Origin of the sequence: Mixta theicola (assembly GCF_002895925.1) — a bacterium.
Taxonomy (GTDB): domain Bacteria; phylum Pseudomonadota; class Gammaproteobacteria; order Enterobacterales; family Enterobacteriaceae; genus Mixta; species Mixta theicola.
Genome location: NZ_NWUO01000012.1, coordinates 96,941 through 123,763, shown reverse-complemented (window position 1 = coordinate 123,763; position 26,823 = coordinate 96,941). Strand labels below are relative to the sequence as shown.

Sequence of the window (26,823 nt, the reverse complement as noted above, 5' to 3'; positions counted from 1 at the left end):
TTATTACCCGTAGAGATATTAACGCCGCCCCAAATACTACCATAGAAGATTCGTTATTTTTTTGAAAAAAAACCATTTAAATTTAATAGCAAAAACAGCGGATTTAATTTTAAACCAGAGAAAAATAAAAAATCTCTTCCCTACCGCCAAAGATAAAAACCTCATTAAAAAAACATTCAAATGCTTTTCATGACAATGATATTAAATATTAATAGTTTTATCAGATTAACAAACGGAATAACGAGGGCAGAAGAACTTCTTAAAGCTGTTTCAGGGGTAACATTGCAGCAGGATAAAATAAGAAGATATTTTTCAGTATCAGGAAAAATAAAAATCAAATAAACACTTACAAGAAATGATAAAAATTAGACAGGTTAATTAATAGAATATCATAATATAACAAGGAGAAATTATTCTCTCTCCTTGTTAATCCTGAACTGTGTTAATTAAGGCGTTGTTTCGCCTGCTGGATGGCCATTTTTATTTGCTGCGGCGCGACGCCGCCTTTGGCATTACGCTTATCCAGGCAGGATTGCAGCGAAAGTACAGGGTAAACATCCTGTTCGATAATCGGGCTGAACTGCTGCAGCTGCGCCAGCGTCAACGCTTCCAGCGCCACGCCCTGACCGATTGCCACCACCACCGCTTCACCCACAATATGATGTGCTTCACGGAAAGGTACGCCTTTCGCGACCAGATAGTCCGCCAGTTCGGTGGCATTGGCATAGCCCTGCTCCGCCGCTTCCTGACAGCGCGGGCGTTTTACCTGAATGCCATCCAGCACCAGCACCGACATATGCAGACAGTCGAGCCAGGTATCAAGCGCATCAAACAGCCCTTCTTTGTCTTCCTGCATATCTTTGTTGTAGGCCAGCGGCAATCCTTTCAACGTCATCATCATACCGGTCAGCGCGCCCTGTACCCGGCCGCACTTGCCACGGATCAGCTCCAGCGCATCAGGATTTTTCTTTTGCGGCATCAGCGATGAACCGGACGTCACCCGATCGGATAACTCAACAAAATTTGCTTCTCCGGTATTAAAAAAGATCAGGTCTTCAGCAAAACGCGACAGATGCACCATCCCGATCGCCGCATCGGAAAGCAGCTCCAGCGCATGATCGCGATCGGAAACGCTGTCCAGGCTGTTGCGTGTGGCGCTGGCGAATCCCAGCCATTCCGCCAGCTGCTCACGATCTATTTCATAGGCGGTTCCCGCCAGGGCGCCGCTGCCCAGCGGGCTAACATCCAGACGCTTCAGCGTATCCTGCAGACGGCTCTCATCACGCGCCAGCATCTCAACGTAGGCCAGACACCAGTGAGCGAAGGTAACCGGCTGCGCGCGCTGCAGGTGAGTGTAGCCCGGCATAACCGCATCCTGACTGGCTTCGGCGGTCGCAACTAACGCCAGCTGCAGTTCCCGCACCGCGCTCAGCAGCAGCAAAACCTGCTCTTTGCACCAGAGCTTTAAATCGGTCGCAACCTGATCGTTACGGCTACGTCCGGTATGCAGCTTTTTGCCCAATGCGCCCACTTTTTCAATCAGACGGCCTTCAACCCAGCTATGGATATCCTCAGCATCGCTTTGCAGAATCTGCTGCGGATTAGCACGCACTTCTTCCAGCAGCGTATTCAGCGCAACTTCCAGCTGCTGCTGCTCATCCTGAGTTAATACGTTAACGGTCACCAGTGCTTTTGACCAGGCAACAGAGCCGGTAATATCCTGCTCGGCCAGGCGATAATCAAAGCGTAGCGAATCATTGAACTGTTTAAACCGTCCATCAGCCGCCTGTGTAAACCGTCCACCCCATAGTGCCATTTTGAATGCTCCTGAAATCTGTTGCGCGCAGGGCTCAGCCTGGCTTGTTATCGGGCGTTCGCCGCCGTCCCGCTTATTTTTTCTCGTTCAGCGCCCGGATGCGTGAAGAGAGTGAAAACAGACGGATAAAGCCGCCCGCATGGCTGTGATCGTAAACTTCATCTTCGCCAAAGGTCGCGAATTCTTCAGAATAGAGGCTGTTCGCTGATTTTTTCTGAATCGCCGTAACCTGACCTTTATAAAGCTGCAGCACAACTTCGCCGTTGACTTCGGTAGCCAGCGACTCAGCGGCAGCCTGCAGAGATTTACGCAGCGGGGCGAACCAGCGTCCGTCATAAACCACGTATGACATCTCCAGGCCCAGCTGCTCGCGCCATTTAAAGCTATCGCGATCCAGTACCAGCTGTTCTACGGCGCGCAGTGCGTTGACCATAATGGTGCCGCCGGGAGTTTCATAGCAGCCGCGGGACTTAATGCCGACCAGACGGTTCTCTACAATATCGATACGGCCCACGCCGTGCTTCGCGCCCAGCGCATTCAGTTTATCAAGGCACTGGAACGGGCTCAGCTGCTCGCCGTTAACCGCCACGACGCGGCCTTTTTCTACCGTTACCGTGACCTGCTCCGGCTGATCCGGTGCTTCCTGCGGATCGACAGTCCAGACCCAGCAATCTTTATTCGGTGCGTTCCACGGGCTTTCCAGCACGCCGCCTTCGGTAGAAATATGCCAGGCGTTTTCATCGCGGCTGTAGATTTTTTCCAGCGACGCGGTGGTTGGAATATCGCGCTCTTTCAGGTAATCAAGCAGCGCTTCACGCGAGCGCAGATCCCACTCACGCCACGGCGCGACGACTTTCAGCTGCGGGGCCAGCGCGGTATAGGTGGTTTCAAAACGAACCTGATCGTTACCTTTACCGGTTGCGCCGTGACATAAAGCATCAGCACCCACTTTCAGCGCCAGCTCAACCTGTGCTTTCGCAATGATCGGACGCGCCATGGAGGTGCCCAGCAGATAGCTGCCTTCATACAGCGCGCCGGTTTGCAGCACCGGATAAACGTAGTCACGAATAAACTCTTCACGCAGATCGGCAACATGGCATTCTGACGCACCTGACTGCAGCGCTTTCTTCTCCACGCCCACTAAATCTTCACGATCCTGGCCAATGTCCGCCACAAAGGCGACCACTTCACAGCCGTAATTCTCTTTCAGCCACGGAATAATGGCAGAGGTATCCAGGCCACCAGAGTAAGCCAGAACGATTTTTTTGATGCCTTGATTTTGCATGTCTTAATCCTTGAATGTTTTTTGCTTTATGCGTGGATCCGGGTGCCAATAGACACGCCGTTAAACAGAGAGGGCAGTTGCTCAGCATGACGCCAGCTGGCGATATCGACCGGACGGCCCAGCGTACGTGCCGCATCCAGAGCCGCATGGACTTTTACAATCATGCCGTCGGTAATAATGCCCTGCGCGATCAGCTGTTCCGCTTTCGCCGTCGTCATTTCAGCAATCCGCTGGCCCTTGCCATCAAGAATACCGCTGACGTCAGAAAGTAAAATCAGGTCTGCGCCCAGCGTTGCCGCCAGCGCCGTTGCCGCCCGATCGGCGTTAACGTTCATTAACTGGCCCTCTTCCGTTATGCCGATTGAGCTGATAATTGGCATATAGCCCGCCTGCAACAGCGTATTCAGCAATGCCGGTGAGCCCGGCAGCGCGTTACCGACATGGCCCAGTTCTTCATCAAACTGGGCAACGTTCGCCATGCCGCCATCGCCCAGACAGAGGCCAACCGCCTGAATATGATGTTTCTTTGCCCACGCCAGCAGGGTTTTGTTCGCGGTTCCCGCCAGCGCACCGGTAATAATATCGATCTGATCGGCGGGCGTGACGCGCAGGCCATTTTTCTTTTGCACCGGCAGCGCCAGCTTTTTCATCAGTTCATCAACGAGGCAGCCGCCGCCGTGAACGATCAGCAAAGGACGCTGATGCGCCTCCCGGTAAGTCACCAGCGCCGTAAACAGACGCGCCAGCGCTTCTTCGCTATCCAGCAGCACGCCGCCCAGTTTAATAATTAATGGAGTCGCCATAATATTTATCCGCTTAAATAAGTGACTGGGTTTCCGGGAAACCAAAACGAATATTGAGACACTGCACCGCCTGCGAGGCCGCGCCCTTCAACAGATTATCTTCCGCTGCGACCACAATCAGATGCTCGTCCTGCACGGCGAAGCCAATATCGCAGAACGGCAGACCAACGACCGATTTCAGCGCCGGCACGCCCTGCTCATAGATACGCACCAGCGGCTTATCCTGATATGCATTATGAAAAGCTTCGGCAATATCTTCGCGACTTACGCCCGGCTGCAGGCGACAGGTAATCGTGGCAAGAATGCCGCGCGGGAAATTGCCGAGATGCGGAGTAAAAATAACCGGCACGCCAAGATGCGCGACGATTTCAGGATGATGGCGATGATTAAAAATGCCGTAAGGCTGCAGGCTGACTTCACAGAAGCTGTTACTGAGGCTTGCTTTACGTCCGGCGCCGCTAACGCCACTGGTGGCGTTAATCACCGGCCACTGCGCGTTATTCAGCAATCCCGACGCGATTAACGGCTTCAGCGCCAGCTGCGCAGCGGTTGGATAGCAGCCAGGCACTGCGATCAGCTGCGCCTCTTTGATAGCGTCATGCTGCCACTCCGCCAGGCCGTAAACTGCCTTTTCCAGCCACGCCGCATGCTGATGGGTAAAACCGTAATAGCGCGTATAAAAATCGGCATCATTCACACGGAACGCGCCGGAGAGGTCGAACACTACGCAGCCCGCCGCCAGAAATTGCGGGGCCAGATCGTGACTGACTTCATGGGCGGTCGCGAGAAACACCACATCCACCTTGTCGGCCCAGGCTGAGACATCGCTCAGCGGCTCCAACGGTAGATCGAGGATCCCTTTTAGCTGCGGATGCAGATCGGAAAGACGTTTTCCGGCATCCGGGCTTTGCGCTGAAACCGCTAAAGCGGTTATGTTCATATGCGGGTGACGATTCAGGAAGGTCGCCAGCTCAACGCCAGCATAGCCACTGGCACCTACAATCAGCGTATTCAACATCAGGCTGTATACCTTTTACAGTCATTCAGATCCGGTGTGCAGCCGTGTCGCCGCGCGCCCATGAAGTTTAACGTCAGTCAGCGGGTAAATTCATTTCCCATCCCGCGAACGTTACTGTATTTTTATTCACTATTAATGCATGAATATTGATACATCCTAACTCAAGGACCGTCAACAGTGAAGACAAAATTACCGCCTTTTATCGAACTTTACCGCCAGCTGATAGCCACGCCATCCATCAGCGCCACCGATAGCGCACTCGATCAGAGCAATGAAAGTTTAATCACTCTGCTGGCCGGCTGGTTTCGTGATTTAGGGTTCAGCGTGGAAGTCCAGCCGGTACCGGGTACGCGGCATAAATTCAATATGCTGGCTAAAAGCGGTGAAGGCACAGGCGGCCTGCTGCTGGCTGGGCATACCGATACGGTTCCCTTTGATGATGGCCGCTGGACACGCGATCCTTTTACGCTGGCCGAGCATGACAACAAGCTGTACGGCCTCGGCACGGCGGATATGAAAGGCTTCTTCGCCTTTATTCTTGATACGCTCCGTGATACCGATATCAACACGTTCCAAAAGCCGCTCTATATTCTCGCCACGGCGGATGAAGAAACCACGATGGCGGGCGCCAAATACTTTGCCGAAACCGCTACGCTGCGTCCCGACTGCGCGATTATCGGTGAGCCAACCTCGCTGAAACCGGTGCGCGCGCATAAAGGCCATTTATCTAATGCAATTCGCGTAGAGGGGCAATCGGGCCACTCCAGCGATCCGGCGCGCGGCGTCAACGCCATTGAACTGATGCACGAGGCTATCGGACATTTGATGCAGCTGCGTAATACGCTAAAAGAGCGCTATCACCACGACGGCTTCGCCATCCCCTGGCCCACCATGAATTTCGGTCACATCCACGGCGGCGATGCGGCAAACCGTATTTGCGCCTGCTGCGAATTACATATGGATATTCGTCCGCTGCCGGGCCTGACGCTGGCCGATCTGGACGAACTGTTGAATGAGGCGCTGGCCCCGGTTAGCGTGCGCTGGCCAGGCCGTTTAACGGTTGCCGAACTTCATCCGCCGATCCCAGGCTACGAATGCCCGCGTGAGCATCAGCTGGTTCAGGTGGTGGAAAAGCTGCTTGGTACGCCAACGGAGGTCGTGAACTACTGTACCGAAGCACCTTTTATTCAGCAGCTGTGTCCAACGCTGGTATTAGGGCCGGGATCGATTAATCAGGCGCATCAGCCGGATGAATTTATTGATATGGCTTTTATCAGGCCGACGCGTGAGCTGATCGGCCAAATGGTTAACCATTTCTGTCACTGACAGGCATCATTTGGGGCAATTCACTGCTAAACCGGTAAATTGCTCCTGCAAAGTTTCAACTTTGCCGATAAGAATAACTTATCCCACTTCGTCATTGTTAAATTTCTTAAATTACCAATATTTACCCACATTACGCGGCTCGTTTTACGCAATTGACGAACGGTAAGTTACATGGCTAGATAAAAGGCGGCGTTATACCCGCAAGGGTAAAAATTAAAAGACAAGAAGGGTGTCAGGGGTCATATGAACGAACAATATTCCGCAATGCGAAGTAATGTCAGTATGCTCGGCAAACTGCTCGGGGATACTATTAAGGATGCGCTGGGAGAAAACATCCTTGATCGGGTGGAAACCATCCGCAAACTCTCCAAGTCATCCCGTGCGGGAAATGATGCTCATCGTCAGGAGCTGTTAACTACCTTGCAGAACCTCTCTAATGACGAGTTATTGCCGGTAGCACGCGCTTTTAGCCAGTTCCTTAACCTGACTAACGTGGCTGAACAATACCAGACCATTTCTCCGCACGGAGAAGGCGCTAACCATCCGGAACTGATGAAAAAAGCGTTTGAGCGTCTGAAGCAGCAGCCCAACCTGAACGAAGCGGATATTCGTGAGGCGATAGAGTCGCTTTCGCTGGAACTGGTGCTCACCGCGCATCCTACCGAAATTACGCGCCGCACGCTGATCCATAAGCTGGTTGAGGTAAATACCTGTTTAAAGCAGCTCGATCATAATGATATTTCTGACTATGACCGCAACCAGATAATGCGTCGCCTGCGTCAGCTGGTCGCTCAGGCCTGGCATACCGATGAAATCCGTAAATATCGCCCTTCTCCCGTTGATGAAGCCAAATGGGGCTTTGCAGTGGTGGAAAACAGCCTGTGGGAAGGCGTGCCCAATTTCCTGCGCGAGCTGAACGAACAGATCGAAGAGACCTTCGGCTATACGCTGCCGGTGGATTTTGTTCCGGTACAGTTTACCTCATGGATGGGAGGAGACCGCGACGGCAATCCCAACGTTACCGCCAGCATTACGCGCCACGTTATGCAGCTGAGCCGCTGGAAAGCCGCCGATCTGTTTTTGCGCGACGTTGGCGTACTGGTTTCCGAGCTGTCGATGTCGGAATGCACCGAGGAGCTGCGCGTTCTGTGCGGCGATCCGCAGGCGCTTGAACCCTACCGCGTCATTCTTAAACGGCTGCGCCTACAGCTGATGACCACGCAAAATTACCTGGAGCGCCGTCTGAAGGGCGATCGCCTGCCGCATCCGGAAGGGTTGCTTATTTCAAACGATCAGCTCTGGGAGCCGCTGTACGCCTGCTATCAATCTCTCCAGGCGTGCGGCATGGGAATTATCGCCAACGGACAGCTGCTTGATACGCTGCGCCGGGTAAAATGTTTCGGCGTTCCGCTGGTACGTATCGATCTGCGTCAGGAAAGCACGCGCCATACGGAAGCGCTGGCGGAAGTTACGCGTTACCTCGGCCTCGGTGATTATGAAAGCTGGTCCGAAGCGGATAAACAGGCATTTCTGATCCGGGAACTGAACTCAAAACGTCCGCTGCTGCCGCGTCAGTGGGAGCCGAGCGAAGAGACGCGTGAAGTGCTGGAAACCTGCCGCGTAGCGGCGGAAGCGCCGCGCGGATCGATTGCCGCCTATGTGATTTCCATGGCGAAAACGCCTTCCGACGTGCTGGCGGTTCATCTGCTGCTGAAAGAAGCCGGTATTCCTTTTGCGCTGCCGGTCGCGCCGCTGTTTGAAACCCTGGACGATTTAAATAACGCCAATGATGTCATGTCGCAGCTGCTGAACATCGACTGGTATCGCGGCTTTATCCAGGGCAAGCAGATGGTCATGATCGGCTATTCCGACTCGGCTAAAGATGCTGGCGTAATGGCCGCTTCCTGGGCGCAATACCAGGCTCAGGACGCCTTGATTAAAACCTGCGAAAAAGCGGGTATTTCCCTGACGCTGTTTCATGGCCGCGGCGGTACTATTGGACGCGGCGGCGCACCGGCGCAGGCGGCACTGCTTTCCCAGCCGCCGGGCAGCCTGAAAGGCGGCCTGCGCGTGACCGAACAGGGCGAAATGATTCGCTTTAAGTACGGCCTGCCGGAAGTGGCCGTGGCCAGCCTGTCGCTTTATACCAGCGCTATCCTCGAAGCTAACCTGTTGCCGCCGCCGGAGCCTAAAAGCGAATGGCGCGACATTATGAATCAGCTTTCTGAAACCTCTTGCGCCATCTATCGCGGTTACGTTCGTGAAAATCCTGACTTCGTGCCCTATTTCCGCTCCGCCACGCCGGAGCTGGAATTAGGCAAACTGCCGCTGGGATCGCGTCCCGCCAAACGTCGTCCAAGCGGCGGCGTTGAATCACTGCGCGCCATCCCGTGGATTTTCGCCTGGACGCAAAACCGTCTGATGCTGCCCGCCTGGCTGGGCGCTGGCGCGGCGCTACAGCAGGCAATGGATGAAGGCCATCGGGATCAGCTGGAAGCGATGTGCCACGACTGGCCTTTCTTCTCTACCCGCCTCGGTATGCTGGAAATGGTTTTCTCGAAGGCCGACCTGTGGCTGGCGGAATATTACGATCAGCGTCTGGTAGAGACTTCTCTGTGGCCGCTGGGCAAACAGCTGCGCGATCGGCTGTCCGCAGATATTAAAGCGGTGCTCACCATCGCCAACGATGCACACCTGATGGCCGATGAGCCGTGGATCGCAGAATCGATTGCCCTACGCAACGTCTATACCGATCCGCTTAACGTTCTGCAGGCTGAACTGCTGCACCGTTCGCGTGCGCAGGAGGCCAAAGGAGAAGAGCCGGATCCCTGCGTTGAGCAGGCGCTGATGGTAACCATTGCTGGCGTAGCGGCGGGCATGCGTAACACAGGTTAATTGATGCAGCAAAAGGCGCATGTCCTTTCGGGCATGCGCCTTTAAATTTTATTTTTGACAGTTAACAGGTTATCAGGCGACCAGCGCCGCCGTCGGACGCACGCCCAGCGTGTGGCAAATGGCATAGCTCATTTCAGCGCGGTTCAGCGTATAGAAATGGAAATCCTTTACGCCTTCACGGCTGAGAATTTTCACCATATCCATCGCCACATTTGCGCCAACCATTTTGCGCGTTTCCGGATCGTCATCCAGCCCGGCAAACATGCTGTTCATCCAGGCCGGCACGCGAACATTAGTCATCGTGGCAAAGCGCTGTAGCTGTTTAAAGTTAGAAACCGGTAAAATCCCCGGAACGATCTCTACATCGATACCGGTCGCCACGCAGCGATCGCGAAAACGTAAGTAACTTTCGACATCAAAGAAAAACTGGGTAATCGCCCGGTTCGCCCCCGCATCGATTTTACGTTTCAGATTAATCAAATCCGCCTGCGCGCTTTTCGCTTCAGGATGCACTTCCGGGTAGGCGGCGACGGAAATATCGAAATCGCCGACCTCTTTCAGCAACGCAACCAGATCGGTCGCATACATTTCCGGCTTGCCGCCGCCCGCAGGCAGATCGCCGCGCAAGGCAACGATATGACGGATTCCGCTATTCCAGTAATCCTGCGCAATAGTACGCAGCTCATCGCGCGTAGCGTCGATACAGGTCAGGTGCGGCGCCGCTTCAAGACCGGTCCGCTCTTTTATGCCCTTAATAATGCTGTGGGTGCGATCGCGCTCACCGGAATTAGCGCCGTAGGTAACGGAGACAAACTTCGGCTTCAGGCTGCTGAGCCGATCGATAGAGCTCCACAGTGTCTCTTCCATTTCACTGGTACGCGGCGGAAAAAACTCAAATGAAACATTAATCCGCCCGTTCAGTTCTGCCAGGCTCTGGTTCAACGCTTCGCGCTGGTTGGCGTGAAAGAAACTCATATCTGGTTACCTTATCAATCGTTTAAAGGATGGTGCCTGCAAACAGCAATAAACATCCATACGTTTAGACGTCTATAACGCCATAAGATGCTACCTGTATGGCGATTTGTCAATTAAAAAGCAGCGCAGGGATGTTGAATTTCTTTCAGGGGAACATGAAAAAATGACAACCGCTTTTATTAGCGCAACGGCGAAAGGGAAATCCAGACGATGACTTTATTGCAGATAAGCTAAAAATATCTTATTCCTGCCAGCAATCAGTTTAATTGCCATAAATGCAGGCTCACCGGTTAAACGCAAAATTTCATTGACGGTAATATCAATTAACCCGACGTTAAAATTAAAAAGCTATCCAGAAATACCTTATTTAAGATTAACCGGTTACAGGAAATTTCCCGGCATGATTAATATAATTAACCTTGCCCTTTTCGATCGTTATACAGCAACCAACAATGACTGGCCGGATGCAGAATCAGCGCCATACTGCTCTTAATCGCTAAGCGCCTGCTTGTGATAAAAATCACCTGCCACCCAGCGCAAATTTACGTTATGCCGACGCCATCGAGACAATAACTTTGTCAGCGGCATCAGGAAGGGTGGCCCAGGCCACCCGTTTTAGCACTACAGCAGCTGCGCCAGCCGATTAATATCGGACTGAATTGCGCCAGCGGTTACGTCGCGCCCCGCCCCCGGCCCGCGAATAACCAGTGGGTTATCACGATACCAGCGGCTTTCAATGGCAAACACGTTATCGCACGGCAGCAGCGCCGCCAGCGGATGCTCAGGACGCACCGCCTCAATGCCGACGCGCGCCTTGCCGTTAGCATCAAAACGCGCGACGTAGCGCAATACCAGCCCCATTTCCTGCGCCGCTTCCAGACGCTGTAGCATCTGTTCGTTGAGCGCGTCGCTGTTCTCGAAGAAGTGATCAACCGAGCCATTTTCACAGCCTGCCGGCACCAGCGACTCGACGCGAACCTGATCCGGTTCAATATCGTAGCCCGCTTCACGCGCCAGAATAACCAGCTTGCGCATCACATCCTGACCGGAAAGATCAACACGCGGGTCCGGCTCGGTTAATCCCTGCTGCCAGGCCTGATCGACCAGTTCGCTAAACGGCACCGTACCGTCAAACTGCAGGAACAGCCAGGAGAGCGTGCCGGAGAAAATCCCGCTGATTGACAGAATGCTGTCGCCGCTTTCACGTAAATCGCGCACCGTATGGTTGACCGGCAGCCCCGCGCCTACCGTGGCGTTATACAGCCAGTGGCGTCCGGTTTTCGCAAACGCGTCACGGATCTGTCGCCACTGATAGCTGCCTGATGCGCCAGCAACTTTATTAGCGCTAATCACATGAAAACCGTGGCTGGCGAAATCCAGATATTGTTCAGCCAGCGCTTCACTGGCGGTCACATCCAGCACCACCAGATCATCATAAGGATGCGCCCGCATCCACAGAAATAGTGACTCTTCATCCTGCGCAACCGCTTCATCTTCAAAGAAGGCCAGCGCACGGCTGGCATCCAGCCCTTCATAGCTCAGCAGGCTGCGGCGGCTGTCCACCACCCCCGCCAGCACAAATTCAAAACCGGTGCGCGCTGACAGATTTTTCTGTTCGCGGGCAAACAGCTCCAGCCAGCGCGAACCGATATTTCCTTTGCCAAACAGCATCAGGCCGATACGTTTTTCCGCGCGGAACAGCGACTGATGAAGCCCCTGAACTAAATGTTCCGTCGGGCCAACGCGCAGCACCGCCACCAGGCTGATTTTATCTTCCGACTGCCAGATAAACTCTACCGGATAATCGTGGATCTGCTGCCAAAAACGATGGCTGTGCAGCGGGTTGCGGCTTACGCCTGCCCCGACCAGCGCCACCAGCGCCAGCCCTTCCCGCAGCTGTAAATGGCCCGGCAGGCCAGCATTCTGCAACAGTTCAAAAACGCTGTTGACCACTTCGGAGGTATAGCAGAGCTGCAGCAGGTTACGATCGCTATGAATGCCCATCGCCAGCGGACGAAGCTGCGCACGTTTCAGCAGATGATCGACCTCTTTATGCAGCGCGGCGAAATCGTGCTGCGCAGAGACTTCAATATCGATCAGGCAAACATCATCATGGCTGGTAACGATACGCGCGCCGGTACCGGAAGCCAGCACGCGCTCAATTCGCGTCGATCCCTGCTCCGGCTGGTAGCTGCAGCGCAGCTGTAAATCAATATCGCTGTTGGAAACCGGCTGCAGCGTGCGGGCATGCAATACCGGCGCCGCCAGACGCGCCAGCTCGCTGGCTTCATCCAGCCGCAGCAGCGGCAGCAGACAGGCATCTTTTACTTTACGCGGATCGGCGCTGTAAACCCCGGCGACATCACTCCAGATGGTAACGCGGCTTACGCCCGCCAGCGCACCGATTTGCGTCGCGGAATAGTCAGAACCATTGCGTCCCAACAGAACGGTTTCGCCGGCGTCATTGCGACAGATAAAACCGGTTACCACCAGACGCTGATGCGCGTGCTGCGCTATTAGCTGCTGCAACAGCGGCCAGGATTTCCCCTCGTCAACCTGCGGCTGCGCCGCGCGCTCGGCGCGTAGAAATTCGCGGGCGTCCAGCCAGCACGCTGCCAAATCACGCTGCTGCAACACCGCCGCCATCAGCCGTGCCGACCAGATCTCTCCGTGTCCGACCACCTCGGCATACGCGGCGTCGGTAATTTTTTCATCCAGCAGCCCGGCCAGACGCTCCAGATCCTGAATAAAGCGGCTCAGCAACGGCTGAGCCAACTCCGGCGACAACAGACCGTTAATCAGATCGGACTGATACCGACGCAGGCTCTGCTGCACCTGATGGGCCGATAAGCGATCGGTCTGGCTGAGCTTCAGCCAGCTAATAAGCTGGTTAGTAGTACTGCCGGCGGCAGAGACCACCATTAAATCGCCCGGCTGACTGTAATCGGCCATAATGCCCGCGACACGCTGATAACAGCTAACATCGGCAAGGCTACTGCCGCCAAATTTATGCAGCTGCCTGCTGTAAGACGCTCCCGCTGCGGCTGAAATACTCATTTCTTAATCCTCGGCTGCCACCCGGAACGCATTATCCAGATCGGCGATTAAATCTTCGTGATCTTCTATCCCAACCGACACGCGCAGTAAGGCATCGGAAATACCCGCCGCCGTACGCGCTTCCGCCGACATACCGGCATGGGTCATGGTTGCGGTATGGGAAATCAAACTTTCTACTCCACCCAGCGATTCCGCCAGGGTAAATAATTCCAGCGCTTTCAGGAAACGGCGCAGGCGCTGTTCGTCGCCGTCGAGCTCAAAACTTAACATTGCGCCAAAACCGCGCTGTTGACGTACCGCATACTGATGGCCTGGGTTTTGCGGCAAAGAAGGATGATACAGCTTTTTCACCAGCGGCTGCTGCTGCAAATATTCCACAATCGCCAACGCATTACGCTGGGCCGCCGCCATACGCAGGCCCAGGGTACGCATCCCGCGCAGCAGCAGATAGCTGTCAAAGGCAGAGCCGGTAACGCCAATATTATTCGCCCACCAGGCCAGTTCGGTCGCCACCGCCGCATCTTTAGCAATCACCGCGCCGGCTACAACGTCGGAGTGGCCATTAAGGTATTTAGTACAGGAATGCACCACCAGATCGGCCCCCAGCGCCAGCGGGTTTTGCAGGGCCGGGCTTAAAAAGGTGTTATCCACTACGCTAACCGCGCCAGCGGCACGCGCTGCCTGACAAATCGCGGCGATATCCACCACGCGCAGCAGCGGATTGCTGGGGCTTTCCACCAGCACCAGTTTCGGCTGTTCGGCCAGCGCCGCCTGTAGCGCATCGGTGTCGCCCTGATCGACAAATTTAACGCGATATGCGCCGCGTTTGCTTTGGCTGTCAAACAGACGATAGCTGCCGCCGTAGCAGTCATGCGGCGCAACTAACAAATCGCCAGGCTTCAGGAACAGCGTACATACCAGATGAATAGCGGACATACCGGTGTTGGTCATGACCGCGCCGGCACCGCCCTCCAGTTCGGCCAGCGCCCGCTGCACGACGTCACGCCCAGGATTACCGCGACGCGAATAATCATGGGCGCGAGGCTGATTGAAATCAGTGAAGTTATAGGTGCTGGAAAGGTGAATCGGAGGGACAACGCAGCCATACTGCTCATCATCATTCAAACCGCTGCGCACTGCGATGGTTGCCTGTTTACGCGTCATAGTGCTTACTGTTCCTGAAAGGCCCTGAAAGAAGGCTAACAGGATAGCATTACGCTACTGGACGTCAATACATCTGGACATCTAAATGTCTTTGCGTATAGATTGAGCAAATGCGCAATAACCGCTAAAATTGCAGTGAATTGCCTTCTACTGCAAACGCAACCCACGTAAAAGCGGCAAAGTTACGTATTAAATGCTGACTTTGATTAGTGAGGCGTGGAAATATCGGGCATAATTGGCTGATTTTCGACAATTTAACTTTTAATAATTAAGGTAACTCATGGCTGAATGGAATGGCGAATATATCAGCCCTTATGCTGAGCATGGTAAGAAGAGCGAGCAGGTTAAAAAAATTACCGTGTCTATTCCGCTGAAAGTATTAAAAATCCTGACAGATGAACGTACGCACCGCCAGGTAAACAATCTGCGTCATGCCACTAACAGCGAGCTGTTATGCGAAGCATTTCTGCACGCGTTTACCGGTCAGCCGCTGCCGGACGACGTTGACCTGCGCAAAGAGCGCAGCGATGAAATCCCGGAAGAGGCGAAAAAGATTATGCGTGAACTGGGTAAGGATCCGGATACCTGGGAATACTGATACGCTGTTTTCGTGCATAAAAAAACCCAGCCGAAGCTGGGTTTTTTCTTGCATCCGCTCCGTCGAATAACGGTAGCGTCTGCCGGGAAACTTATTTGCTGCCCGGAATGCTGAAGCGTTTGTTGAAGCGCTCAACACGACCACCGGTATCAACAACACGCTGTTTGCCGGTGTAGAACGGGTGGCATTTACCGCACACGTCCAGGTTCAGATCGTGACCCACGGTTGAGCGGGTTTGGATCACATTACCGCAAGAACAAGTTGCAGTAATTTCAACATACTTAGGATGAATACCTTCTTTCATGGGGTAACCTCAGTAAAGGCCGTGTCGCTCTCCCGCGCCAGGAAAAAACCTGCGCCGGCACCACACGTGGATTGAACATTCTGGTGATTTTTGATGCCTTATTCCGCATCAAAGGCGGCAAACTATACAGAAAATAACCGCCCGATGCAATCGAATCCTCACATTTCTGGCTACACAGTGTACACTACGCCGTTCAACTCTTTTCACGGATAACGTCATGCCCGTTGCTCAGGTCGCGCTGCCCGTTCCGCTCGCACGCCAGTTTGATTACCTACTTCCCGCTCATCTTCATCCGGTGCCTGGCGGGCGCGTTCGCGTGCCCTTTGGTAACCGCAAGGCGATCGGTATCGTAGTTGGCTTCAGCGAGCAAAGCGATCTGCCAACCGAACAGTTAAAAAGCGTGCTGGAAACGCTCGACAGCGCATCGCTGTTTCCCCCTTCGCTATGGCGCATTCTGCACTGGGCCGCCGAGTATTATCATTATCCGCTGGGCGAGGTGCTGTTCCATGCGCTGCCGGTGCTGCTGCGCCAGGGAAAACCTGCGCAGGAAACCCCGCTCTGGCAATGGTTTATTACCGAGCTGGGGCGGGAAACCGCGCCGGAAAGCCTGAAACGTGCGCCGAAGCAGCAGCAGGCGCTGGCCGCTTTACGCCAGCAGCCGCTGTATCGCCATGAAATTGCCCAGCATGAACTGGCTGACGCCGCGCTACAGGCGCTGCGCGCTAAGGGCCTGTGCGACCTGCGTGAACATCTGCCTGCCCGCCAGGACTGGCGTGACAGCTTCGCCGTTAACGGCGAGCGGCTGCGGCTGAATACGGAACAGGCGTTAGCGGTCGGGGCGATTCGCAGCGAAGATGAGCAATTCGCGCCCTGGCTGCTGGCCGGCATTACCGGCTCTGGCAAAACGGAAGTCTATCTTAGCGTGCTGGAAAACGTGCTGAGTCGTGGTCGTCAGGCGCTGGTGCTGGTGCCGGAAATCGGCCTGACGCCGCAAACTATCGCCCGTTTCCGGGCGCGTTTTAACGTCCCGATTGACGTGCTGCACTCCGGCCTGAACGACAGCGAACGCATGGCCGTCTGGCTACGCGCGCGCCAGGGCGATAATGCCATTGTGATCGGCACCCGTTCCGCGCTGTTTACGCCTTTCGCCCGCCCAGGCGTCATCATTATTGATGAAGAACATGACAGCTCTTATAAACAGCAGGAAGGCTGGCGTTATCATGCGCGCGACCTGGCGGTGTTCCGGGCGCGTGAGGAAAATATCCCGATCGTGATGGGCTCCGCGACGCCCGCGCTGGAAACGCTGCATAACGTGCAGAGCGGAAAGTATCGCCAGCTCAATCTGAGCAAACGCGCCGGCAATGCACGCCAGGCAACGCAGCAGCTTATCGATTTAAAAGGCGTCCAGCTGCAGGGAGGCCTGTCGCCCGCGCTGATTCAGCGTATGCGCCTGCATTTACAGGCTGATAACCAGGTGCTGCTGTTCCTGAACCGCCGTGGCTTCTCACCGGCGCTGTTATGCCATGACTGCGGCTGGATTGCAGAATGCCAGCGTTGCGATCGCTATTACACGCTACATCAACAACAGCGCCAGCTGCGCTGCCACCATTGCGACAGTCAGCGTCCGGTGCCGCGACAGTGCCCGCAGTGCGGCTCAACGCATTTGGTGCCGGTGGGCCTCGGCACCGAACAGCTGGAGCATAATCTCACAAGTTTATTTCCTGGCATTCCGCTGTCGCGTATTGACCGTGATACCACCAGCCGTAAAGGCGCGCTGGAGCAGCATCTGGCCGACGTGTTTCGCGGCGGCGCGCGTATTCTGATTGGTACGCAAATGTTGGCGAAAGGGCACCATTTTCCCGATGTGACGCTGGTATCTTTGCTGGACGTGGATGGCGCGCTCTTTTCGGCGGATTTCCGCGCCGCGGAACGCTTTGCTCAACTTTATGTTCAGGTTGCCGGCCGCGCCGGCCGTGCCGGTAAGCAGGGCGAAGTGCTGTTGCAAACCCATCATCCTGAACATCCGCTGCTGCAGATTTTATTGCATCAGGGCTACGATGCGTTTGCCAGTCAGAACTTAAGCGAGCGCCGGAGCATGCAGCTTCCACCGTTCACCAGCCATGCACTATTTCGTGCTGACGATCATGATAATCAGCAGGCGGCGGCATTTTTACATCAGCTGCGAAACCTGCTGGAAGCCAGTCCGCTACGCGATGAGCCGCTGTGGATTATGGGGCCGGTGCCTGCTCTGCAGGCTAAGCGTGGCGGGCGCTATCGCTGGCAGCTGCTGCTGCAGCATCCTTCCCGTGTTCGGCTACAGCAGCTGCTAAAAACCAGCCTGCCGTTAATTTCCACCCTGCCGCTGTCGCGTAAGGTGAAATGGACGCTGGATATTGACCCAACAGAAAACTAATCGTTACCCGCAGATAAGGTTTGCGAGCTGGATCGAAAAAACCTCGATTAAGTCACAGTTTTTATGCAATTAAAGTAACGGCACCTTATACAATCTGTTAGAAATGTGATGGCCGTCAGCTTTAACCGCAACGAGCGCAGCAGACGACATATGACATTCTACTATTCAGACCGGTGTGAGGAGATAAGCGTTGGAGCAGAACCAGGAGTCAACGGCAGCGACCATGAAGGACGTGGCTGAGCGTGCGGGGGTTTCAACCGCCACCGTATCTCGCGCGCTGATGAACCCTGAAAAGGTCTCAGCGACAACCCGCCAGAAGGTTGAGCAGGCGGTGATGGAAGTGGGCTACTCTCCTCATGCTCTGGCGCGGAATGCCAAACGCAGCGAATCACGTACTATTCTGGTTATCGTTCCCGACATCTGCGATCCCTTTTTCAGTGAAATCATTCGTGGCGTCGAAGTCACGGCGGCCGCCGAAGGCTATCTGGTGCTGATTGGCGACTGCGCCCATCAGAATCAGCAGGAAAAAACCTTTCTGAGCCTGATGCTGACGCGCCAGATTGACGGCATGGTACTGCTGGGTTCCCAGGTGCCTTTCGATACCGGCGTGGAAGAGCAGCGCAGTTTACCGCCAATGGTGATGGCCAATGAATTCGCACCCGATCTGGAATTGCCAACGGTACATATCGATAACCTGACCGCCGCCTTCGAAGCGGTCAATCATCTGTGGCAGCTTGGACATCGCCGCATCGCCTGCATCGCCGGCCCGGAAGTGATGCCGCTCAGCCACTATCGTTTGCAGGGCTATATTCAGGCGCTACGCCGACATGGGCAGGCCATCGAACCACGCTATATTGTGCGCGGCGACTTTACCTTTGAAGCCGGAGCCGCGGCGTTTAAGCGGCTGATGGCTTTACCGCAGCCTCCTCAGGCGCTCTTTTGCCATAACGATATTATGGCGCTGGGCGCGATGTCGCAGGCGAAAAGCATGGGCCTGCGCATTCCACAGGACATCTCTCTGGTCGGCTTTGATGATATTGAGCTCTCACGTTACAGCGATCCGCCGCTGACCACCATTGCGCAGCCGCGCTTCGCTCTGGGCCGGGAAGCGATGCTGCTATTGCTGGAGCAACTACAGGGCCGCATCGTGAATAACGGCTCGCGCCTGCTGGAGTTTGAACTCAAGCTACGCGGAAGCACAATGCACGCCAGCTAAGCGTTCAAATGCCGTTGATCGGGCAGTTTCAGCAGATTCTTAAACGACTCACCGCTGGTCAAACTTCCAGCCCTTGAGTAACATGGCGGGCTGATAGCCGGATAGCTAAAGCGTTGCGCTAACTTAGCGTCCTTTTATCCGGCAGGCATTTTCTTCTTTGAATTAGCGGAACGATTAGTGGCACAAAAAGATTATGTAGGCCGCGGGCGTTCGACAGGGACGCGTCGCAAGAAAAGTAATAGCCGCAGCAAGAAACGCAACGGCAGCTCCGGCGTTTCAAAAATCATGACAGGGCTGGCGGTAGCGGTGCTGGTAACATTCGCGGGCGGGCTGTGGTTTATCGCTCACCATAAAAAAGAAGAGACGCCGGTTATTCCGGATCACAAGGTCAGCGGCAACGGGCTGCCGCCGAAGCCGGAAGAGCGCTGGAAATATATTAAAGAGCTGGAAAACCGCCAGCTTAGCGTGCCAGCGCCAAAAGAGCCCTCCTCCGGCGGCGAAGTTCAGTCGCAGACTCAGCTTACTGATGAGCAGCGTCAGCTGCTGGAGCAAATGCAGGCCGATATGCGCCAGGCACCGACCCAGCTAAACGAAGTCCCGTGGAATGAACAAACGCCGCTGCAGCGCCAGCAGACGCTACAGCGCCAGCAGCTGCAACAACAGCAGTTACAGCAGCAGCGCACTGAACAACAGCAGCGCATTCAGCAGCAGCGTCTTGAACAGCAGCAACGCCTTCAGCAGCAGCGCGCTCAGCAGCAAACCACTCAGCAAACGCATATGCTGCCGCAAAATGGATCTCAGCAACCGATAAGCGCGCCGAAATCCCAGGAGAACAGCCGCGTTAAACAGCAGGAAACGGCTAAAGCCAAAACGGTGGAAAAAGAGAAGTCGCAGCGCTGGATGGTGCAGTGCGGCTCGTTTAAAGGTAGCGATCAGGCTGAATCAATCCGCGCCCAGCTGGCCTTTGAGGGTTTTGAAAGCCGTATCACTAACGGCGGCGGCTGGAACCGCGTGGTTATTGGGCCTTATAACAGCCGTGCCAGCGCCGACAGCACGCTGAAACGCCTGCGCGGTTCCGGCCATTCAGGCTGTATTCCTCTCGCCGTTGGGGGTTGAAACCCTTCAAACCTGCCCCATATCTTGTTGCATTATGCTTCGCGCCACGCTGCGCGAAGCTCTTTTTCCACTGTAACAAGGGGTCTGCCCGTGACAACGATAGTAAGCGTACGACGCAACGGCCACGTAGTAATTGGCGGTGATGGTCAGGCTACGCTCGGTAATACCGTAATGAAAGGCAACGTCAAAAAAGTGCGTCGTCTCTACAATGATAAGGTGATTGCGGGATTTGCCGGCGGCACAGCCGATGCCTTTACGCTGTTTGAGCTTTTTGAGCGTAAGCTGGAAATGCATCAGGGCCATTTGGTTAAAGCCGCGGTGGAGCTGGCTAAAGACTGGCGTACCGACCGTATGTTGCGCAAGCTGGAAGCGCTCCTGGCGGTGGCGGATGAAAACGCGTCGCTGATTATTACCGGTAATGGTGATGTCATCCAACCTGAAAACGATCTGATCGCGATTGGCTCCGGCGGCCCGTACGCCCAGGCGGCAGCACGCGCCCTGCTGGAAAATACCGAGCTCAGCGCGCGCGACATTACCGAAAAAGCGTTGGGTATTGCAGGTGATATTTGCATCTACACCAATCACAATCTGACTATTGAAGAATTAGCGTCCAAAGCGTAAGGATCGAAACTATGTCTGAAATGACTCCGCGCGAGATTGTCAGCGAACTGAACAGATTTATCATCGGCCAGGATAGCGCCAAGCGCGCTGTGGCGATCGCCCTGCGCAACCGCTGGCGTCGTATGCAGCTGGACGAAGATCTGCGCCATGAAGTTACGCCGAAAAATATTCTGATGATTGGCCCGACCGGCGTAGGTAAAACCGAAATCGCCCGTCGCCTGGCCAAGCTGGCTAACGCGCCTTTTATCAAGGTCGAAGCCACTAAATTCACTGAAGTCGGCTACGTTGGTAAAGAAGTGGATTCCATTATCCGCGATTTGACCGATGCGGCGATGAAAATGGTCCGCATGCAGGCGATTGAACGCAATCGCTATCGCGCAGAAGAGATGGCTGAAGAGCGCATTCTCGACGCGCTGATCCCACCGGCTAAAAATAACTGGGGCCAGCCGGAGCAAAATGCCGAGCCATCCGCCGCGCGCCAGTCCTTCCGTAAAAAACTGCGTGAAGGCCAGCTGGACGATAAAGAGATTGAAATCAATCTGGCCGCCGCGCCGATGGGCGTGGAAATTATGGCGCCTCCAGGCATGGAAGAGATGACCAGTCAGCTACAGTCGATGTTTCAGAATCTGGGCGGACAAAAGCAGAAGCCGCGCAAGCTGAAAATCAAAGATGCGTTGAAGCTGCTGGTAGAAGAGGAAGCGGCCAAACTGGTTAATCCGGAAGAGCTGAAAGAAGAGGCGATCGAAGCGGTTGAGCAACACGGTATCGTCTTTATCGACGAGATCGATAAAATCTGTAAGCGTGGCGAAACCTCAGGCCCGGACGTCTCTCGCGAAGGCGTGCAGCGTGACCTGCTGCCATTAGTAGAAGGCTGCACCGTCTCTACCAAGCACGGCATGGTTAAAACCGACCATATCCTGTTTATCGCTTCCGGCGCATTCCAGGTTGCCAGCCCGTCAGATCTGATCCCGGAACTGCAGGGCCGTCTGCCGATTCGCGTTGAACTGCAGCCGCTGACCGTGAATGATTTCGAACGTATTCTGACCGAGCCAAGCGCTTCCGTAACCGTGCAGTATAAAGCGCTGATGGGGACCGAAGGCGTGAATATCAGCTTTACCGATGACGGTATTCGCCGTATCGCCGAAGCTGCATGGCAGGTTAACGAAACCACTGAGAACATTGGTGCGCGTCGTCTGCATACGGTGCTGGAACGTCTGATGGAAGATATTTCCTATGATGCCAGCGATCGCAACGGTGACAGCATTACCATTGATGCCGCGTATGTTTCGCAGCACCTGGATCAGCTGGTTGCCGACGAAGATCTTAGCCGCTTCATTCTGTAACCGGTATGTATTATCAATAAGGAGGCTACGGCCTCCTTTTTTTATTCCCGCTTAGCCACGCCTAAACCGCGCCAGGTTGACGAAGATTAAGATGTCCGGGTCCGTGCCGCCATAGACTCTGCCTACCCTTTTTTGGTTATAATCAGCTGCGGTCTCGCTTATGGAACATATTCAACGGTCAACGTTCTTTCACTTCCGCGCCTGGCTGGAAAGCCTGCGTTTACGCACCCTGCCGCTGGCGTTCGCCTCTATTCTGACCGGCTCCGCGCTGGCCTGGTGGCAGGGAACATTCAGCCTGACCATCGCCCTGCTCTGCTTTTTGACCAGCGGTCTGCTGCAGGTATTGTCTAATCTGGCTAATGATTATGGCGATGCCGTAAAAGGCAGCGACGGCGGCGAGCGTCTGGGCCCTCTGCGCGGCATTCAAAAAGGCATGATTAACTTAGCGCAGCTGCGGGTAGCGATTGTCATCGCTACCGGGATGGCTTTGGTTTGCGGCATCTTACTGATTAGCTATGCCTGTAATACGCCAGGCGATATATTCAGTTTTCTGCTGCTGGGGGGACTGGCGATCGTAGCGGCGATTGCCTACACCGTAGGTAAAAAACCCTATGGTTACCTGGGATTAGGCGATTTATCGGTGCTGATATTTTTCGGCTGGCTGGCCGTCTGCGGCAGCTTTTACCTGCAAAGCCACCTTATCAAACCGCTGGTGCTGTTGCCCGCGACGGCCTGCGGCCTGCTGGCGGCGGCGGTACTGAATATCAATAATCTGCGCGATATTGAAACCGATCGTCAATGCGGCAAGATAACGCTGGCGGTACGGCTGGGTACCGATAACGCCCGACGCTATCATGCGTTGTTGCTGAGCGGCGCGCTGCTCTGTTTTGCCACCTTTGCCTGGCTGGAACGTCCCGGCTGGGGAGGCTGGCTTTTCCTGTTGTCTGCGCCGCTTTTCTGCCAGCAGGGCCATTATATTCTGCAAGAAAAGTCACCCATTGCGATGCGTCCCATGCTGGAGAAGACGGTTAAAGCGGCGCTGTTAGCGAACGTGCTGTTTTCTATAGGGATGCTGCTTTGATTGATGTATCGCAACTTTTGCACCGTTGATGATTTTGCCAACAACTTAAATAAAGCGATATACTTACCGCTCCTGTGGCAAACAGACGAAAATCCTATGAAATACGATACTTCCGAACTCTGCGACATCTATCACGAAGATGTAAACGTGGTAGAGCCCCTCTTCTCCAATTTTGGAGGTCGCACCTCGTTTGGCGGCCAAATCACGACGGTGAAATGTTTCGAGGATAACGGCCTGTTATACGACCTGCTGGAAGAAAATGGCCGGGGTCGTGTGCTGCTGGTAGATGGCGGCGGATCGGTACGGCGCGCATTGGTTGATGCGGCGCTGGCTCAGCTGGCGGTGCAGAACGAATGGGAAGGCATCGTGGTTTACGGCTCGGTGCGCCAGGTTGACGATCTGGAAGAGCTGGATATTGGTATCCAGGCTATCGCCGCTATTCCGGTTGGCGCGGCGGGCGAAGGCATTGGCGAAAGCGATATTCGCGTTAATTTCGGCGGCGTCACCTTCTTTTCCGGCGACCATCTGTATGCGGATAATACCGGTATTATATTGTCGGAGGATCCGCTGGATATTGAATAGCGGGTTCTGCTACAGCCCCAGGGTACTCGCCAGGGCAGACAGCAAAAACGGGTGCCTGAGCACCCGTTTTTTTATGTTCGATGAAAGCAGCATCCGTGCGGATTAGACTTCTTCCATCTTACCTAACAAAGCCCGCAGGCGCTCCTGCCACTGAACCTGTTCTTCTTTCAGATGCTGGTTTTCACGCACCAGCGTTTCGCTGTTTCCCGAAGCCTGCTGTACCTCATGCTTCAGGCTGTTGTTCTGCTCTTTCAGCTCTTCGATTTCCATCTGCAGCAGCGTGATGGTATCAATCGCCTGCTGTACTTTCGCTTCCAGTTTCTCGAATACTTCAAATGACATTCTATGACTTCTCCTAATCGCAAGGCGTAGATGATGCCAGCCGCAGACGACGAGACATCACAAAAATTCGTAAAAGACCCTAACACTCCGATTGTAAGTAGCCGCACAGCCCAAGTCCAGCGGCGAACCGTCGTGAAGCGCAGTATGTAACAATTTTCAGCATATGCCGAAAGCGGCGCGGCGGGTTAATTCGCAATAATGGCGCATTTGTTAATAAAACGAGCGCAACGTGCGGCCAGCAGAGGCAAAAATGCTATTAAAGAACAGCGAAAGACGCGAAAACGCGCATTTTTTTGATGGACCACACAGTTTTAACGTTCGCTATTTCTCGTTTATGCGCGTTAACGATAAATTCACAACAGCCCTACAATTGTTCGGGCGGTTCAATGGAATGAAAACAACGATTGATAAAATTTAACCTCGCCTTCAGGAATCTCATTATGAGTCAGACAGCAACTAGCACACTTAAAGGTCAGTGCATTGCCGAATTTCTTGGAACCGGCATGATCATCTTCTTCGGCGCTGGTTGTGTCGCCGCAATGAAGCTGGCCGGCGCCGCTTTCGGTCAGTGGGAAATCTGCATTATCTGGGGACTCGCCGTCTCCATGGCCGTCTATATGACAGCGGGCGTGTCAGGCGCGCATCTGAATCCTGCCGTTACCGTCGCGCTTTGTCTGTTCGCCAACTTTGAAGGGCGCAAAGTCGTGCCTTATATTGTGGCGCAGATTGCCGGCGCATTTAGCGCCGCAGCGCTGGTGTACGGGCTCTATTACAACCTGTTTATCGATTATGAAGCCAGCCATCAGCTGATGCGCGGCAGCGTAGAAAGCCTCGATCTGGCCGGTATCTTCTCAACCTACCCTAATCCGCATATCAGCGTCGGTCAGGCGTTTTTAGTCGAGATGGTGATCACCGCCGTCCTGATGTCGGTCATTATGGCGCTGACCGATGACGGCAACGGCGTACCGCGTGGTCCGCTGGCGCCGTTGCTGATTGGCCTGCTGGTCGCCGTTATCGGCGGTGCAATGGGTCCGCTGACCGGCTTCGCGCTGAATCCGGCGCGTGACTTCGGCCCGAAAATTTTCGCCTGGCTGGCAGGCTGGGGCAACGTCGCCTTTACCGGCGGCCGTGATATTCCCTATTTCCTCGTGCCGATTTTTGGCCCGCTGGTGGGCGCCTGCCTGGGCGCATGGGGATATCGCTCACTGATCTGCCGTCATCTGCCCTGCAATCTTAACATCACGCAGGATACCAAAGCGGGAAAGCCGGTCACACGCGCTGAGCAGCATAAAGCGTAACAGTGTTCAATCTTTGCACATCAGGAATTGATTATGACTACAGATAAAAAATATATTGTCGCGCTCGATCAGGGCACTACCAGTTCCCGCGCCGTGGTCCTCGACCATGACGCCAATATCGTGGCCGTCTCTCAACGCGAATTTACCCAAATCTATCCGAAAGCAGGCTGGGTTGAACACGATCCGATGGACATCTGGGCTTCACAAAGCTCCACGCTGGTTGAAGTGCTGGCGCATGCGGATATTCGCTCCGATCAGATTGCCGCCATCGGCATTACTAACCAGCGCGAAACGGCGATTGTCTGGGATAAAGAAACCGGCAAGCCGATTTATAACGCGATTGTCTGGCAGGATCCGCGTACTGCCGACTACTGCGAAAAGCTGAAAAAAGAGGGGCTGGAAGAGTATATCCAGCACACCACCGGTCTGGTGATTAATCCTTATTTCTCAGGCACCAAAGTAAAATGGATCCTCGATCATGTCGAAGGCGCCCGCGAGCGTGCAAAACGCGGCGAGCTGCTGTTCGGAACCGTAGATACCTGGCTCATCTGGAAAATGACGCAGGGGCGGGTACATATTACCGACCATACCAACGCCTCGCGCACCATGATGTACAACATTCATAAGCTGGAATGGGATCAGCGGATGCTGGACATCCTTGATATTCCACGTGAAATGCTGCCAGAAGTGAAATCCTCGTCTGAAGTTTATGGCCAAACCAATATTGGCGGTAAAGGCGGCACGCGTATTCCTATCGCCGGTATCGCTGGCGACCAGCAGGCGGCGCTGTATGGTCAGCTGTGTGTGCTGCCGGGTATGGCGAAAAATACCTACGGCACCGGCTGCTTTATGCTGATGAATACCGGCACCGAAGCGGTAACCTCTACGCATGGCCTGTTAACCACCATCGCCTGCGGCCCACGCGGCGAAGTTAACTACGCGCTGGAAGGCGCTGTGTTTATCGGTGGCGCAGCGATTCAGTGGCTGCGCGATGAAATGAAGCTAATCAGTGATTCTGCTGACTCAGAATATTTCGCCATGAAAGTAAAAGACTCAAACGGCGTCTATATGGTTCCCGCCTTTACCGGTCTGGGCGCGCCTTACTGGGATCCGTATGCGCGCGGTGCGCTGTTCGGCCTGACGCGCGGCGCAAACGCCAACCACATTATCCGCGCTACGCTGGAATCTATCGCTTACCAGACGCGCGACGTGCTGGAAGCGATGCAGAACGATGCCAATACGCGCCTGCAGTCGCTGCGTGTTGACGGCGGCGCGGTCGCTAACAACTTCCTGATGCAGTTCCAGTCCGATATTCTCGGCACCCGCGTAGAGCGGCCGGAAGTGCGTGAAGTTACCGCGCTGGGCGCCGCTTACCTTGCTGGCCTGGCGGTTGGCTTCTGGAAAGATCTGGAGGAGGTACGCGCTAAAGCGGTCATTGAGCGTGAATTCCGTCCGAGCATTGAAACCACCGAGCGTAACTATCGCTACGCCGGCTGGCGAAAAGCCGTAGCCCGCGCTCAGGCATGGGAAGAACACGACGAATAATGCTGCAGGCCCGTACCGCCAGCCG

21 protein-coding genes are annotated in these 26,823 nt (G+C 54.6%); 12 read left to right on the top strand and 9 right to left on the bottom strand.

Annotation, left to right across the window (positions count from 1 at the left end):
* Positions 1 to 442 precede the first annotated feature (442 nt).
* The 4 genes from argH to argC all read right to left on the bottom strand — a co-directional run bounded on the left by argH (position 443) and on the right by argC (position 4,922).
* A complete protein-coding gene (gene argH / locus COO59_RS15855; protein ID WP_103060731.1) occupies positions 443 to 1,816 on the bottom strand; it encodes an argininosuccinate lyase in 1,374 nt (457 codons plus the stop codon).
* A 73-nt stretch (positions 1,817 to 1,889) separates the two neighbouring features.
* Positions 1,890 to 3,101, bottom strand: a complete 1,212-nt coding sequence (locus COO59_RS15850; RefSeq protein WP_103060730.1) for an argininosuccinate synthase — start codon at positions 3,099 to 3,101, stop codon at positions 1,890 to 1,892.
* Between the two features lie 26 nt (positions 3,102 to 3,127).
* Positions 3,128 to 3,904, bottom strand: a complete 777-nt coding sequence (argB, locus tag COO59_RS15845) for an acetylglutamate kinase (protein WP_103060729.1) — start codon at positions 3,902 to 3,904, stop codon at positions 3,128 to 3,130.
* A gap of 13 nt (positions 3,905 to 3,917) precedes the next feature.
* The gene (gene argC, locus COO59_RS15840; RefSeq protein WP_103060728.1) at positions 3,918 to 4,922 is read right to left on the bottom strand and encodes an N-acetyl-gamma-glutamyl-phosphate reductase; all 1,005 of its coding nucleotides are present in this window, start codon (positions 4,920 to 4,922) and stop codon (positions 3,918 to 3,920) included.
* Between the two features lie 177 nt (positions 4,923 to 5,099).
* Between argC and argE the strand changes: the two genes are divergently transcribed.
* Together argE and ppc are read left to right on the top strand one after the other, a co-directional pair.
* The gene (gene argE, locus COO59_RS15835; protein ID WP_103060727.1) at positions 5,100 to 6,248 is read left to right on the top strand and encodes an acetylornithine deacetylase; all 1,149 of its coding nucleotides are present in this window, start codon (positions 5,100 to 5,102) and stop codon (positions 6,246 to 6,248) included.
* Positions 6,249 to 6,491: 243 nt separating this feature from the next.
* The gene (gene ppc, locus COO59_RS15830) at positions 6,492 to 9,143 is read left to right on the top strand and encodes a phosphoenolpyruvate carboxylase (protein WP_103060726.1); all 2,652 of its coding nucleotides are present in this window, start codon (positions 6,492 to 6,494) and stop codon (positions 9,141 to 9,143) included.
* Between the two features lie 72 nt (positions 9,144 to 9,215).
* On the opposite strand, the gene metF is transcribed toward ppc, so the two are convergent.
* The 3 genes from metF to metB form a co-directional block, all read right to left on the bottom strand.
* Entirely contained in the window at positions 9,216 to 10,118 is a 903-nt protein-coding gene (metF, locus tag COO59_RS15825; protein ID WP_103060725.1) for a methylenetetrahydrofolate reductase, read from the bottom strand.
* 621 nt (positions 10,119 to 10,739) lie between these two features.
* The gene (locus tag COO59_RS15820) at positions 10,740 to 13,175 is read right to left on the bottom strand and encodes a bifunctional aspartate kinase/homoserine dehydrogenase II (RefSeq protein ID WP_103060724.1); all 2,436 of its coding nucleotides are present in this window, start codon (positions 13,173 to 13,175) and stop codon (positions 10,740 to 10,742) included.
* Between the two features lie 3 nt (positions 13,176 to 13,178).
* Positions 13,179 to 14,339, bottom strand: coding sequence for a cystathionine gamma-synthase (metB, locus tag COO59_RS15815; protein ID WP_103060723.1), 1,161 nt, complete (start codon positions 14,337 to 14,339; stop codon positions 13,179 to 13,181).
* 280 nt (positions 14,340 to 14,619) lie between these two features.
* Between metB and metJ the strand changes: the two genes are divergently transcribed.
* Positions 14,620 to 14,937: a met regulon transcriptional regulator MetJ gene (metJ, locus tag COO59_RS15810; RefSeq protein WP_103060722.1), complete on the top strand. Its 318-nt coding sequence runs from the start codon at positions 14,620 to 14,622 to the stop codon at positions 14,935 to 14,937.
* A 91-nt stretch (positions 14,938 to 15,028) separates the two neighbouring features.
* Here metJ and rpmE read toward each other — a convergent pair whose 3' ends face one another.
* Positions 15,029 to 15,241 (bottom strand): 50S ribosomal protein L31, encoded by a 213-nt coding sequence (gene rpmE / locus COO59_RS15805; protein WP_103060721.1) that lies wholly within the window; start codon positions 15,239 to 15,241, stop codon positions 15,029 to 15,031.
* Between the two features lie 217 nt (positions 15,242 to 15,458).
* On the opposite strand from rpmE, the gene priA reads away from it, so the two are divergent.
* From priA to rraA, 7 genes are all read left to right on the top strand, one after another.
* Entirely contained in the window at positions 15,459 to 17,654 is a 2,196-nt protein-coding gene (gene priA, locus COO59_RS15800) for a primosomal protein N' (protein WP_103060720.1), read from the top strand.
* Between the two features lie 190 nt (positions 17,655 to 17,844).
* Positions 17,845 to 18,870, top strand: coding sequence for a DNA-binding transcriptional regulator CytR (gene cytR / locus COO59_RS15795; RefSeq protein ID WP_103060719.1), 1,026 nt, complete (start codon positions 17,845 to 17,847; stop codon positions 18,868 to 18,870).
* Positions 18,871 to 19,047: 177 nt separating this feature from the next.
* Positions 19,048 to 19,986: a cell division protein FtsN gene (ftsN, locus tag COO59_RS15790; protein WP_103060718.1), complete on the top strand. Its 939-nt coding sequence runs from the start codon at positions 19,048 to 19,050 to the stop codon at positions 19,984 to 19,986.
* 90 nt (positions 19,987 to 20,076) lie between these two features.
* A complete protein-coding gene (gene hslV / locus COO59_RS15785) occupies positions 20,077 to 20,607 on the top strand; it encodes an ATP-dependent protease subunit HslV (RefSeq protein ID WP_103060717.1) in 531 nt (176 codons plus the stop codon).
* A gap of 11 nt (positions 20,608 to 20,618) precedes the next feature.
* Positions 20,619 to 21,950, top strand: a complete 1,332-nt coding sequence (gene hslU / locus COO59_RS15780; RefSeq protein WP_103060716.1) for an HslU--HslV peptidase ATPase subunit — start codon at positions 20,619 to 20,621, stop codon at positions 21,948 to 21,950.
* Between the two features lie 160 nt (positions 21,951 to 22,110).
* Positions 22,111 to 23,031, top strand: coding sequence for a 1,4-dihydroxy-2-naphthoate polyprenyltransferase (locus tag COO59_RS15775; protein WP_103060715.1), 921 nt, complete (start codon positions 22,111 to 22,113; stop codon positions 23,029 to 23,031).
* A gap of 96 nt (positions 23,032 to 23,127) precedes the next feature.
* Positions 23,128 to 23,613, top strand: coding sequence for a ribonuclease E activity regulator RraA (gene rraA, locus COO59_RS15770; RefSeq protein WP_085072261.1), 486 nt, complete (start codon positions 23,128 to 23,130; stop codon positions 23,611 to 23,613).
* A gap of 102 nt (positions 23,614 to 23,715) precedes the next feature.
* Here the strand turns inward: rraA and zapB are convergent, their stop codons facing one another.
* Positions 23,716 to 23,955: a cell division protein ZapB gene (gene zapB, locus COO59_RS15765; RefSeq protein WP_103060714.1), complete on the bottom strand. Its 240-nt coding sequence runs from the start codon at positions 23,953 to 23,955 to the stop codon at positions 23,716 to 23,718.
* A 440-nt stretch (positions 23,956 to 24,395) separates the two neighbouring features.
* Between zapB and COO59_RS15760 the strand changes: the two genes are divergently transcribed.
* Positions 24,396 to 25,253: an MIP/aquaporin family protein gene (locus tag COO59_RS15760; protein ID WP_103060713.1), complete on the top strand. Its 858-nt coding sequence runs from the start codon at positions 24,396 to 24,398 to the stop codon at positions 25,251 to 25,253.
* A gap of 30 nt (positions 25,254 to 25,283) precedes the next feature.
* Positions 25,284 to 26,798, top strand: a complete 1,515-nt coding sequence (gene glpK / locus COO59_RS15755) for a glycerol kinase GlpK (RefSeq protein ID WP_103060743.1) — start codon at positions 25,284 to 25,286, stop codon at positions 26,796 to 26,798.
* Positions 26,799 to 26,823 lie beyond the last annotated feature (25 nt).